The organism is Microbulbifer maximicatervae (SeqCode) (assembly GCF_056231245.1).
In genome coordinates this window covers 243,141-258,336 of the sequence record NZ_CP174334.1, presented here as the reverse complement: position 1 = coordinate 258,336, position 15,196 = coordinate 243,141, and the positions used below count along the sequence as shown (strand labels likewise).

14 protein-coding genes are annotated in these 15,196 nt (G+C 50.1%); 3 read left to right on the top strand and 11 right to left on the bottom strand.

The annotated features are described in order from the left end of the window. Nucleotides 1-91 precede the first annotated feature (91 nt). From ACJJIS_RS01195 to ACJJIS_RS01165, 7 genes are all read right to left on the bottom strand, one after another. Nucleotides 92-862, bottom strand: a complete 771-nt coding sequence (locus tag ACJJIS_RS01195; RefSeq protein ID WP_444907089.1) for a hypothetical protein — start codon at nucleotides 860-862, stop codon at nucleotides 92-94. 83 nt (nucleotides 863-945) lie between these two features. Beyond that, nucleotides 946-2,832, bottom strand: coding sequence for a DNA topoisomerase IV subunit B (gene parE, locus ACJJIS_RS01190; protein WP_282931020.1), 1,887 nt, complete (start codon nucleotides 2,830-2,832; stop codon nucleotides 946-948). Nucleotides 2,833-2,844: 12 nt separating this feature from the next. Beyond that, entirely contained in the window at nucleotides 2,845-3,438 is a 594-nt protein-coding gene (locus ACJJIS_RS01185) for a YqiA/YcfP family alpha/beta fold hydrolase (protein WP_413663541.1), read from the bottom strand. A gap of 102 nt (nucleotides 3,439-3,540) precedes the next feature. Then, the gene (locus ACJJIS_RS01180; protein ID WP_475709271.1) at nucleotides 3,541-4,215 is read right to left on the bottom strand and encodes a hypothetical protein; all 675 of its coding nucleotides are present in this window, start codon (nucleotides 4,213-4,215) and stop codon (nucleotides 3,541-3,543) included. A 344-nt stretch (nucleotides 4,216-4,559) separates the two neighbouring features. After that, the gene (gene cpdA, locus ACJJIS_RS01175; protein ID WP_475709270.1) at nucleotides 4,560-5,384 is read right to left on the bottom strand and encodes a 3',5'-cyclic-AMP phosphodiesterase; all 825 of its coding nucleotides are present in this window, start codon (nucleotides 5,382-5,384) and stop codon (nucleotides 4,560-4,562) included. Nucleotides 5,385-5,425: 41 nt separating this feature from the next. After that, nucleotides 5,426-5,947, bottom strand: coding sequence for a DUF1249 domain-containing protein (locus ACJJIS_RS01170; protein ID WP_444926083.1), 522 nt, complete (start codon nucleotides 5,945-5,947; stop codon nucleotides 5,426-5,428). An 87-nt stretch (nucleotides 5,948-6,034) separates the two neighbouring features. After that, nucleotides 6,035-6,697 carry an NUDIX domain-containing protein gene (locus tag ACJJIS_RS01165; RefSeq protein ID WP_475709269.1) on the bottom strand — a complete coding sequence of 221 codons (663 nt, stop codon included), beginning with the start codon at nucleotides 6,695-6,697 and terminating at the stop codon, nucleotides 6,035-6,037. Between the two features lie 146 nt (nucleotides 6,698-6,843). Here ACJJIS_RS01165 and ACJJIS_RS01160 point away from each other — a divergent pair, with 146 nt between their 5' ends. Together ACJJIS_RS01160 and ACJJIS_RS01155 are read left to right on the top strand one after the other, a co-directional pair. After that, complete coding sequence (locus ACJJIS_RS01160) at nucleotides 6,844-7,884, top strand: glycosyltransferase family protein (RefSeq protein WP_444892190.1); 1,041 nt, start codon at nucleotides 6,844-6,846, stop codon at nucleotides 7,882-7,884. Between the two features lie 37 nt (nucleotides 7,885-7,921). Beyond that, nucleotides 7,922-8,974 (top strand): glycosyltransferase, encoded by a 1,053-nt coding sequence (locus tag ACJJIS_RS01155; protein ID WP_444895910.1) that lies wholly within the window; start codon nucleotides 7,922-7,924, stop codon nucleotides 8,972-8,974. 69 nt (nucleotides 8,975-9,043) lie between these two features. On the opposite strand, the gene ACJJIS_RS01150 is transcribed toward ACJJIS_RS01155, so the two are convergent. The 4 genes from ACJJIS_RS01150 to ACJJIS_RS01135 all read right to left on the bottom strand — a co-directional run bounded on the left by ACJJIS_RS01150 (nucleotide 9,044) and on the right by ACJJIS_RS01135 (nucleotide 13,321). After that, nucleotides 9,044-9,595, bottom strand: a complete 552-nt coding sequence (locus tag ACJJIS_RS01150; RefSeq protein ID WP_413663548.1) for a DUF4136 domain-containing protein — start codon at nucleotides 9,593-9,595, stop codon at nucleotides 9,044-9,046. A gap of 22 nt (nucleotides 9,596-9,617) precedes the next feature. Further along, nucleotides 9,618-12,002 carry a PqiB family protein gene (locus ACJJIS_RS01145; RefSeq protein WP_475709268.1) on the bottom strand — a complete coding sequence of 795 codons (2,385 nt, stop codon included), beginning with the start codon at nucleotides 12,000-12,002 and terminating at the stop codon, nucleotides 9,618-9,620. Further along, complete coding sequence (locus ACJJIS_RS01140) at nucleotides 11,995-12,531, bottom strand: paraquat-inducible protein A (protein WP_444934342.1); 537 nt, start codon at nucleotides 12,529-12,531, stop codon at nucleotides 11,995-11,997. The genes ACJJIS_RS01145 and ACJJIS_RS01140 overlap by 8 nt, the downstream gene beginning before the upstream one ends. A 136-nt stretch (nucleotides 12,532-12,667) precedes the next feature. Next, on the bottom strand, nucleotides 12,668-13,321 hold the full coding sequence (locus ACJJIS_RS01135) for a paraquat-inducible protein A (protein ID WP_444934343.1): 654 nt from the start codon (nucleotides 13,319-13,321) through the stop codon (nucleotides 12,668-12,670). 350 nt (nucleotides 13,322-13,671) lie between these two features. On the opposite strand from ACJJIS_RS01135, the gene ACJJIS_RS01130 reads away from it, so the two are divergent. Then, nucleotides 13,672-15,195, top strand: a complete 1,524-nt coding sequence (locus ACJJIS_RS01130; RefSeq protein ID WP_413663552.1) for a TolC family outer membrane protein — start codon at nucleotides 13,672-13,674, stop codon at nucleotides 15,193-15,195. The last annotated feature ends 1 nt before the right edge of the window (nucleotide 15,196 follow it).

Here is a 15,196-nt window from a genome sequence, read left to right as displayed (position 1 = left end):
ACATATTTCTATGCCAACAGAAAACAGGAGAGGAGGGTGAAAGATGAGTTATGAGCGAAATGAAAAAGGCATTTCGCTCAGTTATAGCTACCTAACCGAGAATTTTCTTAACGTGTCTTCTGATTTTTCTGTGTACATTTCTATCATTAGCGATAGAGTTCAGAAATTCCTTGTACTCACTTTTATTAACCGTACCTAGTGCTTTGCAGTACCAAGCGAGTGTATCGATATGCAGTTTATCTACAGGCTGTCGAACATCCTTCTCTACCGCCTGGTAAAACCACTCCTGAATTGCAACTTCAGCAGTTCCGTCACGGACAACTTCCTCAGCGGCAAATCTTTGCATAATCATATCGTTACTATTGAGCAAATTTAATAACCGTGTAGTATGCAAGCTATTAGTGGCTACATGGCCTTCCATATTCTGCATCAATGCATTGCGCTTTTGATAAAAACTAAACTTGGTCAGCACATGCTTCGCTCGATTTCTAATCGCACGATTACCACTTTCACGCATTATCTTATTGATAGTGGGGGAATATTTTGTATTCCCAGATGACGAAAGTGTACGTAACAAATTAACGATTTCACTAATCACTTGTTCATCACGTTGAGCAACTGTCATATTCGCCTGGTGTTTTTCCAGGAGAAGCTGTTCAGCCACATCAAATAAACGTTCATCACTTAATCCAGATCCTGTAATACGATTAGCAGCTTTGGTTAAAGCTAAGTTATCTTCACCTTTTAATTCAGCTATAAAGTTATCTACTTCCTGATTTAGCAAAGACTGAATGTCTTTGGCCAATCCGGTTAAAGGAGAAACTAAAAAAACAAATAAGATAAATAAATGGCTTAATTTCACAAAACACCTTCCATAGAGCTTTAAATTGTTGCCCTAGTAAACTAAGGCAACCTAAGAAAAATAGATCTGAGATTAATTAGAATTTAACCTACTTCAGCCAGATTCCCTTTACTTTCCAGCCACTGCTTGCGGTCTCCAGCACGCTTTTTAGCCAGGAGCATATCTAGTAGTTGATTACTGTCATCTCCTGAATCTATGTAAAGCTGTACGAGACGTCGGGTATTGGGGTCCATCGTAGTCTCACGCAATTGCATAGGATTCATTTCTCCCAATCCCTTAAATCGGGTTACCTGAATCTTGCCCTTTTTCTTTTCTGCACTGATACGATCGAGGATGCCCTGTTTCTCAGATTCATCCAACGCATAATAAACGTCTTTACCGATATCAATTCGGAACAGTGGGGGCATGGCCACATAGACATGGCCGTTAGTGACCAACGGTCGGAAATGACGTAAGAAAAGCGCGCATAACAACGTGGCAATGTGCAGACCGTCCGAGTCGGCATCGGCGAGGATACAGATCTTGTTGTAACGCAAACCTTCCAGGTTATCGCTGCCCGGGTCCACACCGAGGGCTACAGCGATATCATGCACCTCCTGGCTAGCGAGAATTTCCCCTGAGTCAACTTCCCAGGTATTCAGGATTTTACCGCGCAGAGGCATGATAGCTTGGAACTCCCGGTCTCGCGCCTGCTTGGCAGAGCCACCGGCTGAATCTCCCTCTACCAGGAAGAGTTCAGAGCGCGTGGTATCGCCACTGGAGCAGTCTGCCAGTTTGCCAGGTAAGGCCGGTCCCTGAGTAACTTTTTTACGTGCAACTTTTTTCGCGGAGCGCATGCGCTTCTGTGCATTGCCAATACACAGTTCCGCCAGTTTATCGCCCTCTTCCGTATGCTGGTTCAGCCACAAGCTGAATGCATCTTTGGCGACACCGGAAATAAATGCGGTCGCTTCACGAGAGGAAAGTCTTTCTTTTGTCTGGCCAGAGAATTGAGGGTCAGCCAGCTTGGCAGAGAGAACGTAAGAACACTGGCTCCAAATATCTTCTGGTCCCAATTTAATTCCGCGCGGTAGCAGATTGCGAATTTCACAGTATTCGCGCATTGCTTCCAGCAGGCCAGCCCGCAAACCGTTGACATGGGTACCGCCCTGAGCGGTGGGAATCAAGTTTACGTAGGACTCAGCGGTGACCTCTCCGCCCTCTGGCAACCATTGAACCGCCCAGTCTGCCGCCTCAGTAGTAGCTGCAAAACTGCCTACAAATGGCTCTGCTGGCAGTACTTCCCAACCCTGATTTGCAGCGGCCAAATAGTCCTTGAGGCCATCTTCGTAATACCACTCATCGGACTCGCCATCCTGCTCATTGATAAACGTAACCGTGAGACCCGGGCAGAGCACCGCCTTGGCACGCAGAAGGTGTCTTAGGCGCACCACTGAAAATTTGGCGGAATCAAAATATTGGGGATCTGGTAAGAAGCGAACACTGGTGCCTGTTGTGCGCTTGCCGCACTCACCTACTACTTCCAGATCTGAGGCCTTTTCACCATCCTTAAAGCCAATGCGATGAACCTTGCCATCTCGCTGGATAGTAACCTCCAGAACTTTTGAGAGGGCGTTAACCACCGAAACACCGACGCCGTGAAGGCCACCGGAGAATTGGTAATTATCATTGGAAAACTTACCGCCGGCGTGCAAAGTGGAGAGGATAACCTCTACACCAGGCCGTCCCTGCTCAGGGTGAATATCGACAGGCATACCGCGGCCGTTGTCGCTGACAGAAAGCGAGTGGTCCTTGTGTAACACCACTTCAATTTTCTTGGCATGTCCGGCCAGGGCTTCGTCGACACTGTTGTCGATTACCTCCTGAGCCAGGTGATTTGGGCGTGCGGTATCGGTATACATCCCGGGGCGCTTACGCACCGGATCTAGTCCCGTGAGTACCTCAATATCTTCGGCGGAATAATTAGCCATAATTCTTATTGATTACTGCTCGTTAAATAGAAATTCGGTGATAGGGTCGCAATAGCGTGCGAACTCCTGAAAACTATGATCGCCACCGTCTTCAATGGTCTGGCGTTGCCCTTGGTAGAAATCCTGCGCATCGCGATAATCCAGAACTTCATCCCCGCGCTGGGCGAGTAACCAGTAGCGACTCTGTAACGGCTTCTCCAATTCAGCCTGTACCCGCTGCATGGCATCTACATCAACCTGGGTAAGACGGAATTCCTCTTCTTCACCGCTATAGGGTTTTAAAACCTTCCCCACATAGGCTGGAATAAAGCGCGCGGGGCGCACTGCGGGATTTATCAGTACAGCGGGCAATCGGAAGCGCTCACCAAGGTAAGTGCACCAAAATCCCCCCATAGAACTCCCTACCAGTCCAATGGGCCCCCTATCGGACTGCCGAAGGAGATCCTCCACAAGAGCCACCAAAGATTTCTGCGCCTCCTCTGTATAGGGAGGAATCTGCGGTGCACAGAAGGTAACATGCGGGTATTGGGCCTGGAGCCGTTCTCGCATCAACTGGCATTTGAAGGACTGTGGTGATGAAAGGAAGCCGTGCAGATATATCAGCACCGGCCTTCCCTGAAGATCATTAGTTTGCATAGGCGGTGATTATAGCGCCCATATCGTCAATCGGGGGCGCTATGTAACCAGAAGCCTCAAACCGTGTGGGAATCACAGCAATGTGCGATTCAAACTGGCAAAGGCCCGCCCCATATCTACACGCATATCAGACCAGAAAGTAACACTGGTAAAGCGCTCCATGCGCCCACCCGGGCCATAGGCACCAAAGTTCTCACCGATATCGCGGCGATCCCGGAAGCGCATCACTGCATTGCCCTCTCGATCATAAAGAGTTCCAACCAGTACCCCATAGGCACTCTGCTCGGTGTAGACGCGCCAGGTCCAGGGAGAGGGGTCCAGTGGCGCAGCTACCGAAAATTTCTCCAGGGATAAGGACAATGTGTAATCTGCCTCTTCCTGCTCCTTTGCTACCACGCTGTTACGCGGTTCGAGAAACTTCTCGGCAAACGTTTTGACCAACAGTGCATTCATCTGCTGTAGGTCCCTATCATCCAGCTCGTAATCTTTCTCTCTGTAGCGGGTGCGCGGCACCGAAGAAAAGCGCTTGGTGTAATCAATTTGTACAGGGGCAATAAACACTTTGGAGCCGCTCATATCAAAAGCAAAGGCCGCGGCAACTTCATCCAACGAGCTAGATCTGGGAACCAAACCTTGGCTATCTTCCTGTTCAGCCAACTTTAAGTCCCCCACCTTACTGGGATCATGAGCACAGGCACCGACTAATAACGCCAAGCCAATGAGCGGTAAAACAAATATTCTGTTCATTATTATTCCTCACTTCCCGATGTTATCCACTTAGCAGACGGAGTAGCTGCAAAATACGCATGAAATGAGGGGCAGTAGCACAAATAAAACCCCAGTGCCTATTAGCGTATTTTATCAACTGTCAAATACTACTATTGATTCTGGTATGCCCCATTAAACAAATATCATCAATGATCATAAGTCTGGGGAAATTTCATTGTACGGTGAGAAAACAAAAAAGATAATGGTAAGTTCGTAAAGGGAGGCTTTACAAATAAAGGCGAGCTAGAAACTCTTAAATAACACGATAGAAATCCCACAAAGTGGGACTTCAAAAAAGCAGGCACATCTCAAGGAGAGGTGACTCAGTAACCGGAAGACGCAAAGTCAACAGAGTATTTTGAAACCTCAACCCGTTCGACACCGGTTTTATAGCTACCGTCATCATATAAATCGAACCAACGATATCCCGGCATCTCGTCGTCTACGGCAAAAGGCCCACTACCCGGAGTAAATTGTACAGAAGTGGAAGGTGTCGCATGTAAGCCGATCCGGCCCTCATGGTTATCAAACTGCTGATGAACATGGCCCCACACGAGCGCTTTGACTTGGGGCGCTTTGGATACCATTTGCAAGAGTTGCTCGCGTCCATCGCGCAGCATATGGCCATCAATCCACTTACTACCCACCTGTACCGGCTGGTGGTGCATCATGATCATTACCGGGTGTTCCCGGGTTTCCCAAAGCAGCAGCTGCAAACGCTCAAGCTGAGCTTCGCTGAGACCGCCACATATCTGGTTTTCAACACTGGTATCCAGAAGCAAGAGGCGCCAACTTCCTAGGGCAACCACTTCTGTACAGCGTTGTGGGGCCAGCTGTTTCATACGAGAGCTTAAGTCGTGATTCCCCGGTAGCCAGTACCAAGGTTTCTGCACCCTGCGCATTTTCTGAAGAAACCGGCGGTAAGAGGCCTCGGCCCCATTCGCGCTAATATCTCCTGTCGCCACCAGCAATTGCGCTGCCTGCTGCCTGGAAACGATTGCGGACAGTACCTCATCCAAAGTATGACCGGTGTCCAAACCCAGTAATTGATAATCCGGCCGGCTGCCGATGTGTGGGTCTGTTATTTGGATCAGACGATATGAATTGGTCTTATCGGACCTGCTAGGCTCATTGTGCTCGCGAATCACTTGCTCACCTTGTAATCACATCCATGTGTTCTACCGCAGAATTAAATTTTTCGGCCATCCAGCACTAATTGAAATTCTGCGCGACCATTTGCAAGACAGTACTCAAGCCACTCACCGAGAAAACGGTTGGCCTGAGGCCTCTCATCTGCGCGCTGCATACGGGGATTTGGGTAAGCGATATCCACTCCTTTACCACCTACCGGCCCACAGCCATTAACTGTTATCACCTCTGCCATCCGCGCATCGTGATAGAGACGAGCGGTCAGGTTAGGAGATGCCAGCCAGTGGCTTTCACTGAGATTTACCTCTGCGTCCAGTGACACTTCTGTCGTGTACCTGGATCTCGCTACCACTCTCAGCTTTAAGCTGCCACCAGGGATTTGATAGCACCATTGCTCTCTCTCTGAAAGCTCAGGTAGCAGCCTCAGTAGACGTAGGTAGTTAGCGTCGCAGTCGGCATGATAAGACGGTAAATCGACGCGATATACTGCTTTACCGTTGCCATTTGGCGACATTTTCATCTGCCTGCGCTGACGCGCACCTACCTCACGCACTAGAGCCATTATCAACACTCCAATTCAATTGCCGCCGTGACTTACATCTCAGTTTACCTTTTGTGCAGGTAAAGTAGCGCAAAGAGCTGTGACCGCTCAGGCTAGTGGCGTCATATGAGTAAACCGCTTCCGATTTAACTCTAGCCACTGCACCGAAATCAGTGTGGTGGCATTGTCTATCGGGTTTTCTCCCGGGGCGTAATCCCCCCGCATCGCATCTACGACGTTCTGCCTCGGGAATACCCGCAAACGGATATCCTCATTTTCCTCAGCCAAGCCGAATACGCCCTCGGCCTGCTCCAAATCTACCAGGGCACAATACAGATGTATCCGCTCCGAGCTGCCCCCTGGGCTGGGGATATAACTGTGGATAAAATGCAGATCGTCCACAGTACATCCAGACTCTTCCAATACCTCTCTGTGCGCTACATCCTCCAGACTCTCCCCTTTCTCCACCATACCGGCTACCACTTCAAGACACCAAGGCCCTGCTGGGCGCCCCAGGGCACCAGTGCGGAATTGCTCGGTAAGTGCCAACAGGTCCCTGACAGGATCGTAAAGTAAGACTCCAACGGCCTCTCCGCGCTGAAACAGTTCCCGCTCTATTTCATTGCTCCAACCCCCGCGAAACAAGCGGTGGCGCAATCGCAGGCGCACCATAGTGAAAAATCCCTTAAACACGGTTTCCCTGGAAATTATGTCTACCGAATCAGCGGTGAACTCCGGGTTTAAATCAGTTCGACTGTTATCTTGTGGCATGGTTCGTCTTTCCCTAGGTTTCGGTTTTGCTGCGCTGCTTCCGCGACAAGACCGGGGTACCAGCTGTTATACTCTGCGCCCACCGTACCAGCCGCTGACTGCAGAGGCTATCCGGGTTTCCGTGTTGAATTTCGAGAGTACACAACATGAGAGTGCTGAATATCGCCTATCAGCAGCTACGGCGCTATGGCAAGACAAGGGTTAGCTGGGCACAAAAGCTCACCTTCGGCCTGATTAAAAATGACCACTACACCCAAGTGTTCAGCGACCGCGATATCGCCGCATTTGAGGCACCCTTTGGTATTCGCGACCTGGGTGTAAAAAAGGCGAACCGACGCTTGATGGAAACTGTCGAGGCCTTTGAGCCAGACCTGATCATCGCAGGCCACTGCGATATGATCACTAACGACACTCTGAAGGCCATTAAGCAACGCCTGCCCAATTGCTTTATCGCTCACTGCAATAATGATCCCCTCTTTGTTCCCAGCAATGTCGAGCGAATCAAATACCGCGCGGAAGTCGCCGATGCAGTTTTTGTATCCACCGGGCGAAGAGAACTGAAAATATTTGAGGGCTTTGGTGCTCGTGTTTATCACATGCCGAACCCGGTTGAACCCTCGATTGAAAACCTCAATAACGCTGAACGCACGGATTTAGCCATCGACCTGCTTTTCTGCAGTAACAGCAATAATTTCACCAAGCGTCTGCAAATGGTTAAAAACCTGAAAGATGCCTTGGGGGATTCGCTGAACTTTAAAACCTATGGCAGCTTCGGCGAGGCTCCCGTTTGGGGCCGCGACTACGACCACGCTCTATCTCAAACCAAAATGGGACTGAATTTCAATCGCCAAGATACCCATTACTGGTACTCCTCAGCACGCATGGCGCAGTTGGCGGGCAACGGTATTTTGCAGTTCACCAGTGATAAATTACATTTTGACGACTTGTTGCCTGCTGAGAGCGTCGTTTATTTCTCCGATGAGCAGGACCTATTAGAAAAAATCCGCGAATTTAACGGTGACGATGCCAAGCGACGCGCCTGGGCCGCACGGGCCAGGGAGTTTTTCCACAATGAAATGAACTCGAAGCTCTACGCTCAGTACATTGTCGAAGCCACAAGCTTACAGCCTTTTAGCCACGACTATGCTTGGGCTCAAGATATCAATCTGGATGGCACACTCAGGTAGTGTTACGCCCACTCTATTCGATCAGATGCAATAGATTATGAGTAATAACCCAATTCGAGTCGCACAGATACTCGCCGGTGCTGAGCACGGTGGTGCTGAGAATTTCTTTGTGCGTCTCGTCAGTGGATTAAATCCCCGCAGCGAAATTACAGAAAAAGCGTTTATTCGCAACCACGATCACCGGGTACAGGCACTGCGTAGCAACAGTGTTGAAACCGAAGGTTTTAAATTTGGTGGCAAGCTGGATTTTCTCGGCCGAAAAAAATACCGAGATGCCCTGAACCAATGGCAACCGGATATCGTGATGACTTGGATGGGACGTGCCACTTCAATCACCCCCAACTCTGAAAAATACCGATTGGTAAGCCGCCTAGGGCACTATTACAACCTGAAGTATTACCGTCACGCAGATTATTGGATCGGCATCAGCAAAGGTATCTGCCAGCATTTAAGGGACGGAGGCATCCCCAAGGATAAGATTTTCCATATCCCCAATTTTGCCGATGAGACACCAGTTAATCCGCTGCCTAGAAATAGCTTCAATACTTCGGAAGACCGGCCCCTGATACTGGCTGCAGGCCGCCTACATATCAATAAAGGGTTCGACACCCTCCTGCATTCACTCACCCAGGTACCCAACGCCACTCTGTGGCTTGCAGGTAGTGGCCCTGAGGAGAGCAAGTTGAAATCCCTGTGCCACCGACTCGGCCTGGAAGAGCGGGTTCGCTTCCTCGGTTGGCGCAATGATGTCACCACCCTGATGCGCACTGCGGATATGTTCGTGTGCCCTTCTCGACATGAGGGCCTGGGCTCTATTGTGATGGAGTCCTGGGCCCATCGCTGCCCTATAGTAGCGACAGACTCTCAGGGCCCTGGAGAAGTGATTACCAATGGCAAAACCGGTCTGATTACCCCTATCGATAATGCCGATGAACTGGCCAAAGCCATGAAGTCCGTTATCGAGTCGCCGGAATTGCGCCAAAGCCTGATCGAAAATGCGGCCGAGGAGTACGCAACGACTTATGCGAAACAGGTTATCGTCGACTCCTATATCGATCTATACGAAAACCTGATGAAGAAAGGGCGCTAGCGGTGAATGGCAGCCACCGAATACCCGGTGGCTGCTAAATCGTATTTTTCGTTTCGTGCCAAATCGTACTTATTGATAGGCCGGGGGCAAATCCCGCAAAAGAGCGCTAACCCCATTGGCGATCAGTCGTTGACGCTGCTCAATACTATCGGGGCGTGTTAACAATTCGCTGGCTCTCCCCCCCCAAATCACAGCCCCGCCCGGGCGCCCAATACCCACACTCATAATCACCAAGGGGGCATCTGTCAGGGGCGGTAGTTCCACCACATCCTGTGGCGCATTGCTATCAAACTGTTTGTCCCAGCTGGGATCCCGGGTATCACCGGAGAAAAACTCATCGACTACCGCAACCTGGTAATCCACCACCATATCCGCATCCTGGTCCTGGGAGACTTGGCGATATCCTCGTTGCTGTAACTCTGCGGCAACGGTATCCCGCATTTCTTCATCCAACTCCACCAGCTGGGCAGAGGCATCTTCTGAGCCACTCAACGGCGCTACCCCCCATTTATACGTGGCAAAGGCAACCGGTGGCTCCCCGGTAGCGGCTTTTTCAACCTGTATCTCCTGGCAACCCGCCAATACCAAGATACTCAGCAAGCCTGTTAATAAATAGCGCATAAAAACTCCTACATTCCCGTACTTATTTTACTGGTTCGACCGTGCCGTAAAGTTCTATCTTAGGACTCCAGGTATACCACTTGGGTTCAGCTTTCGGGTAGAGAGGGAAATGGCTGCCCGACTCCACTTCAAATCCCATAAAAGGGGCTTCTGGCGTGGCAAATGCGATCCCCCCCTGCAACAGGGCCTGAGCCGATTCTGTGTTGATATTAAGCCCACTTTTCAGACCGAAATTCACATCGACGCCACTGGCATTCCAAAACACCGTGTACTCTCGCACCAGGGGCTGGTATTGGGGTTCGATATGAACATAGATATACACTCGATCAGCATACTCCCCCAAGGAAAAACCTGTAACCTCTCCCACTTTTACCTGGCGATAATAAACCGGACTCCCTGCTACCAGAGATCCTCGCCTCGCAGCATCCAGGATAATTCCCAGTCCAGGGCGAGTAAAAGTTTCTGCAAGATCCTCTTCCGGTGCCTGTTCCAAAGCGTAAAACTTTGTCTGTGGATCTCCTAAGCCAGGCTCAAGCGCCAGGTAGCGCCCTGTAATCAGGGTATCCAAATGGGCAATCTTATCGATGCTAATTTGCGGGGAAACCACCCATATACGTGTGCCCTCCCGAGCAAACTGCTCTCCGCGATGATAAAGCTTGGCCCTGGCCCACACCTCGCCCAAAGAGCGATCGAGTCTCAGGCGAGTAATCTCTCCAACTTGTACCCCGCGGTAGCGCAGCGGTGCTCCAACTCTCAGCCCCTCGGCACTGACAAGGCTGACTTGAATTTGTATTCCCCCCTCCATAGCCGCTTCCCGACTGCTGAAAAGAGGGAACTGGTCTCCATTTTTTGCCTGCCCGCCTTTTCCAAGGTCTTCCCGGCGTATGCCAAAGGCGATACCGCCACGCAGAAGTGACATCAGCGAATCTGCCTCCACTTCCACCCCCTCGGTCAAGCTTGCTGTAGCCCGCAATCCGCTCACATTCCAGAACCGAACGCCTTCCTGCACAAAGTGGGCATAGCGGGGCTCTATCACCACATAAACCTCTACCCCCTCGCCATCCCTACGCAATTCCATTCCCTGCACTTTTCCTACCTCTATACGGCGAAAATAAACCGGCGCGCCCCGCTGCAAAGACCCGGGATTGCGTGAAGTGAGGCGTAAATGCAGCCCCGGCACACGGGGGTCCATCGGTGGCGCAGAGGTTCGCGCAGTGAAATTGCGCTGGGAGCGCTGTCCTTTGCGCAAATCTACTTCTATGCGATTACCTTGGATTAAATCGTTTAGTCCGCCAGTAAAATCGAAGCTCGGGGGGGCTAGCCAAAAACGGGTATTTTCGGTGAGCAATTCATCCGTTGTCGGATCCATCAGAACTTTGACTTCCATACCATTCAAACGGCGGTTTGCCTTGGTCCCACTGACTTCCCCTACCTGGATGCCCTGATAGTAAACCTTCGTAGAATCCGGAGTAACATTCACCCCCTGATCGAAATTTAATGTCACAGGAATTCCCGCATCTGCTGCGGCAAAATTTTTATATAACTCAAACTCACTACCATTTACAGCGAGTGGAGACTGACGTTGATTTTCCGGGGTATAAAAACTTACGCCTCCGGCAAAAAGTGCTGCCAGGGATTCTAAATTGACACTGATACCGCTAATACCGCCTTCGATAGAGATCCCTGAACTATTCCAAAAGCGGCTGCCCCGATGAACCAGGTAGGCATATTCCCGGCGAATGAATAATTCGATACTGACTTCAGTTCCGTTTCGATCCAAACGGTAATCCGCTACCTGACCGACTCGCAACTGACGATAATATACTGGCGATCCTCGACTTAAAGAGCCCAAGCGACGGGACTGCAAAACAACACGCAAACCATCCCCACGGATAAATGCAGGAGGCTGATCCAGGGCAACAAAGTTGCGCTTGCGCTTTCCACTACCTGATTCAACGGCAATGTAATTGCCTGAAAGTAGAGTTTCCAAGCCGCTAATACCGGTAATAGATAACTCGGGTTTTACTACCCAAAACTCAGTGCCCTCTACCAATAAATATTCTGCACTGCGATTTAAACTAACTTCGGCCAGAACGCCATCGGCTCCATTCAGCTCTTTCGCATTAGGTACAAGGCGCACATCCTGGACCATACCAATATCGACCCCGGAATATTTGACCACCGTTTTTCCTTTTACCAGGCCGTCGCCAGAATGAAATAAAATAGTGGCTTTAACGTCTCCCTCTGACAAATCCTGATAGAGCAACCAGAGAGCAATCAGCCCCGCGATCAAAGGTAAAATCCACACTAGGGGTAACCCCCTGCTTGCGCGCACTACTCCCCGCTGAGCTCCTCCATCCAAGCGAGACGCATCACTCGTATCCTGCGGGGGCAGCTCATCAGCCATTTTCTGCGGCGCTCCTATGAGCCGTTTCTGGCTCTACTGCAGACTCATATAAATCTCCGTCATAGGCATCCCAAATTAAACGGGAATCGAAAGTTCGTGCCGCCAACATGGTTACCACTACCACAGAGGCAAAAGCAGTCGCACCAGCTCCAGCGGTTACCTGAGAAATAAATCCCATATCCACTAGCGACACCAAAATTGAAATCATAAATAAGTCTAAGAGTGACCAACGCCCGATGCCGGAAACTACTCGATATATTTTCATGGACTGAATGGGGTCGAAGGACAGACGCAACTGAATTTGAATCAGGAGCACTCCCAATCCCAGTAGCTTCATCACAGGAACTGCAATACTGGCAACAAAGACAATTAAAGCTATTCCCCACATTCCCGAGTTATAGAGTTGCATGACCCCGCTAATGATAGTGCTGGGATCACCGGCACCTAAATAAACAACCGTCATTATCGGTAACACATTGGCAGGTAAAAGCAATAAAGTGCCAGTAATCGTCAGAGCCCAAGTTAACATCAAGCTTCCTTCGATTCTGCTGTGTACTCTCGCTCCACAGCGCGGACATCGGCAACGACCATTTTGGGGAAGAATAATTAATTGATGACAGCACAGGCAGCTGGTTAAGCCTTTTTTTAAACCTTTATTTGGTACGCTATTCACAAGCTTGTCCCTTAAGCGCACGACGCTGTGCCAAGCGGTGCCAAATTTCTGTTTGGTCAAAACTCAAGGAAGAGAGATTTGCCAGTAGCATCATGGCACCAAAACAGTACAGCCCCGGTTCTACCTCCATCTTGCCCAAATCCCTTAATTTAATCAGGGCCACCAAAATTCCGAGCATATAGACATCGAGCATGCCCCACTCTTTCAAGTGCTGGTAAAAACGAACAGCATTGGATACCGGCCGGTCAAGCCAGGCCCAAGCACTGCCCCAACAAATAAATAACAACAGGGCAAATTTACCTACCGGAGCCAGAACGCTACAGAAAAGCACCAGCGCCGAGAGCCAAATAAACCCCGCCTTGAAAAGAGAGTAAACGCCATTTAGCAATGTACTTTCTGCACCAAATGAGAACAGGGAGAAGTCGAGCAATGGCAAGCTGACAGAGGGAATAAACAGTAATAGGCCGGTTAGACTGAGAGCCAGTGTGTAGTAAATACTATGATTGCCATTGCGATGCAAAGTACAGCGACATCGTGGGCAAATTAGCTTTTGTCCCGGAGGCGCCAAGCCGCCGGTTAAAAGTAGATCGCATTCGTGACAGACCCTCTGCCAATTGGTCAGCACTGCGTTGCGCCCCTCATTCATGGACAGTCAGTCCTTGCCTTATTCTGCACAATTTTTGCCGCATCCAAATGCTTATGAGGCGCGTCTATTGAAATATAGGCCCTCAACCTTATTCAATGGGCCCTAGTTATTGCCAAGAAATTACCGATAAACGCACATAGGTGTCGGTTTAACGAAGATATAGCAAAAAGCCGATTGCCGTCTCGACGGTCGGTTTGACCCCGGGTAAACTCTCGCGACTGCTATTGGGGAGACTGGCAATATTAGTAATAACCGCAAGCTGGAGCCCTCTATATCCCCACTACATGACACCAGCTCCAAATAACTTGCAAAAGCTTGAAGACCGTACCCTCCACAGGAAGTCGAAACAGATGAAAAGAAGTAACCGCACAGAGCCGCAAGGCCGCAAGTTGCGTCCGCTGAAAAAACTAATCGCCGCTACGCTGCTGGGCCTGGGCGCCATGCAGGCGCAAGCCGACACCCTGTGGGATATCTATACACAGGCCCTGGAGAATGATCCTCAATTAGCAGCTGATCGCGCCGCTTACCACGCGGGTATCGAGGCCAAATATCAGTTCCGCGCATTCCTGCTTCCTCAGGTTAATGCTACTTTCGAAGCCGCTAGAACTCACTCTGATAGCAGCCGGAATTCTGCTCAGTTACTGGATTTGACTGATAATGACGACGACAATGATGTCGAACTAGTGGATTTTAGAAGCCAAACTAGCAATTCCTTACAGGAAAGAACCTATAGTGCCAACCTGACCCAGGCTATTTTTGACGCTCCAGCCTGGTTCGATTATCAACAGGGCAAGAGATTAACAGAGCAGGCGACAGCAGAATTCAGTGCTAATCAGCAAGAAATGATGATTCGTGTCGCCACCGCCTACTTTGATGTATTGCGTGCTTATGACGTCCTCGAGGCAGCTGCTGCCGAAGAACAAGCCCTGGCTAAACAGCTGGAACAGACGCAACAGCGCTTTGAAGTCGGTCTAACAGCAATTACTGATGTCTACGACTCCCAGGCTGCCTATGACAGTTCCGTTGCCCGGCGCTTAACAGCTCAAGACAACCTCCTCAGTAACTTTGATGCCCTATCAGTATTGACTGGAGGCTACCATGATCAAGTAGCTCCTTTGGTAGATGACTTCCAGGTAGCTCCGCCGGTGCCTTCAGATCGCGCCGATTGGGTTGAGTTTGCCCTCGCCAACAACTTTGTCCTTAAAGCTGCACGACTTGGCGCCGATGCCGCCCGCTATAACGCTCGGGCAGAAGCCAGTGAACACCTACCCACTGTCACTGGCTCGCTTTCTTATAATAAACTCACTCAAGATGGTAACGAGAAAAATCGATTCAGCGACATAACGGGCAGCCAATTTGTACGTTACCCGCAAGATATTGACCAATGGGGAACAAGTGCAGGGGTAACTGTAAATGTGCCCATCTTTACTGGTGGCCTTCTCAGTGCCAACCGTCGCCAGGCTAGAAACCAAGCCTTCCAGGCCCAGGACCTTAGCGTCCTTGCAGAGAGAGATACCATACAAACCACGCGCACCCTGCACCGCGCTGTTGTCACCGATGTATCGAGAGTAGCGGCCCGAGAGCAAGCCGTCGTTTCTGCCAAGAGTGCATTGGATGCCACTCAGGCAGGATACGAAGTAGGCACCCGAAATATTGTAGATGTGCTCCTGGCTCAGCGGACCCTGTTTGACTCACAAACTGACTACGCCAACTCGCTGTACGACTACATTCTAAACTCACTGAGCTTGAAGCAAGCTGCAGGACTCTTATCCCCTAAAGACCTTCAGGATCTGGATATGATGCTGAACCCTGCAAGTAACGTCTCTCGCGTGGAGGAAACTGGCGGTACCAGCCTTCCAGCACCTTCGAAGTAAC

Coding starts and splice junctions, on each gene's coding strand:
- parE (WP_282931020.1), bottom strand. CDS start 2,832: ATGGCTAATTATTCCGCCGAAGATATTGAGGTACTCACGGGACTAGAT.
- ACJJIS_RS01180 (WP_475709271.1), bottom strand. CDS start 4,215: ATGAACAGAATATTTGTTTTACCGCTCATTGGCTTGGCGTTATTAGTC.
- ACJJIS_RS01170 (WP_444926083.1), bottom strand. CDS start 5,947: ATGGCTCTAGTGCGTGAGGTAGGTGCGCGTCAGCGCAGGCAGATGAAA.
- ACJJIS_RS01165 (WP_475709269.1), bottom strand. CDS start 6,697: ATGCCACAAGATAACAGTCGAACTGATTTAAACCCGGAGTTCACCGCT.
- ACJJIS_RS01160 (WP_444892190.1), top strand. CDS start 6,844: ATGAGAGTGCTGAATATCGCCTATCAGCAGCTACGGCGCTATGGCAAG.
- ACJJIS_RS01155 (WP_444895910.1), top strand. CDS start 7,922: ATGAGTAATAACCCAATTCGAGTCGCACAGATACTCGCCGGTGCTGAG.
- ACJJIS_RS01150 (WP_413663548.1), bottom strand. CDS start 9,595: ATGCGCTATTTATTAACAGGCTTGCTGAGTATCTTGGTATTGGCGGGT.
- ACJJIS_RS01145 (WP_475709268.1), bottom strand. CDS start 12,002: ATGGCTGATGAGCTGCCCCCGCAGGATACGAGTGATGCGTCTCGCTTG.
- ACJJIS_RS01140 (WP_444934342.1), bottom strand. CDS start 12,531: ATGTTAACTTGGGCTCTGACGATTACTGGCACTTTATTGCTTTTACCT.
- ACJJIS_RS01135 (WP_444934343.1), bottom strand. CDS start 13,321: ATGAATGAGGGGCGCAACGCAGTGCTGACCAATTGGCAGAGGGTCTGT.
- ACJJIS_RS01130 (WP_413663552.1), top strand. CDS start 13,672: ATGAAAAGAAGTAACCGCACAGAGCCGCAAGGCCGCAAGTTGCGTCCG.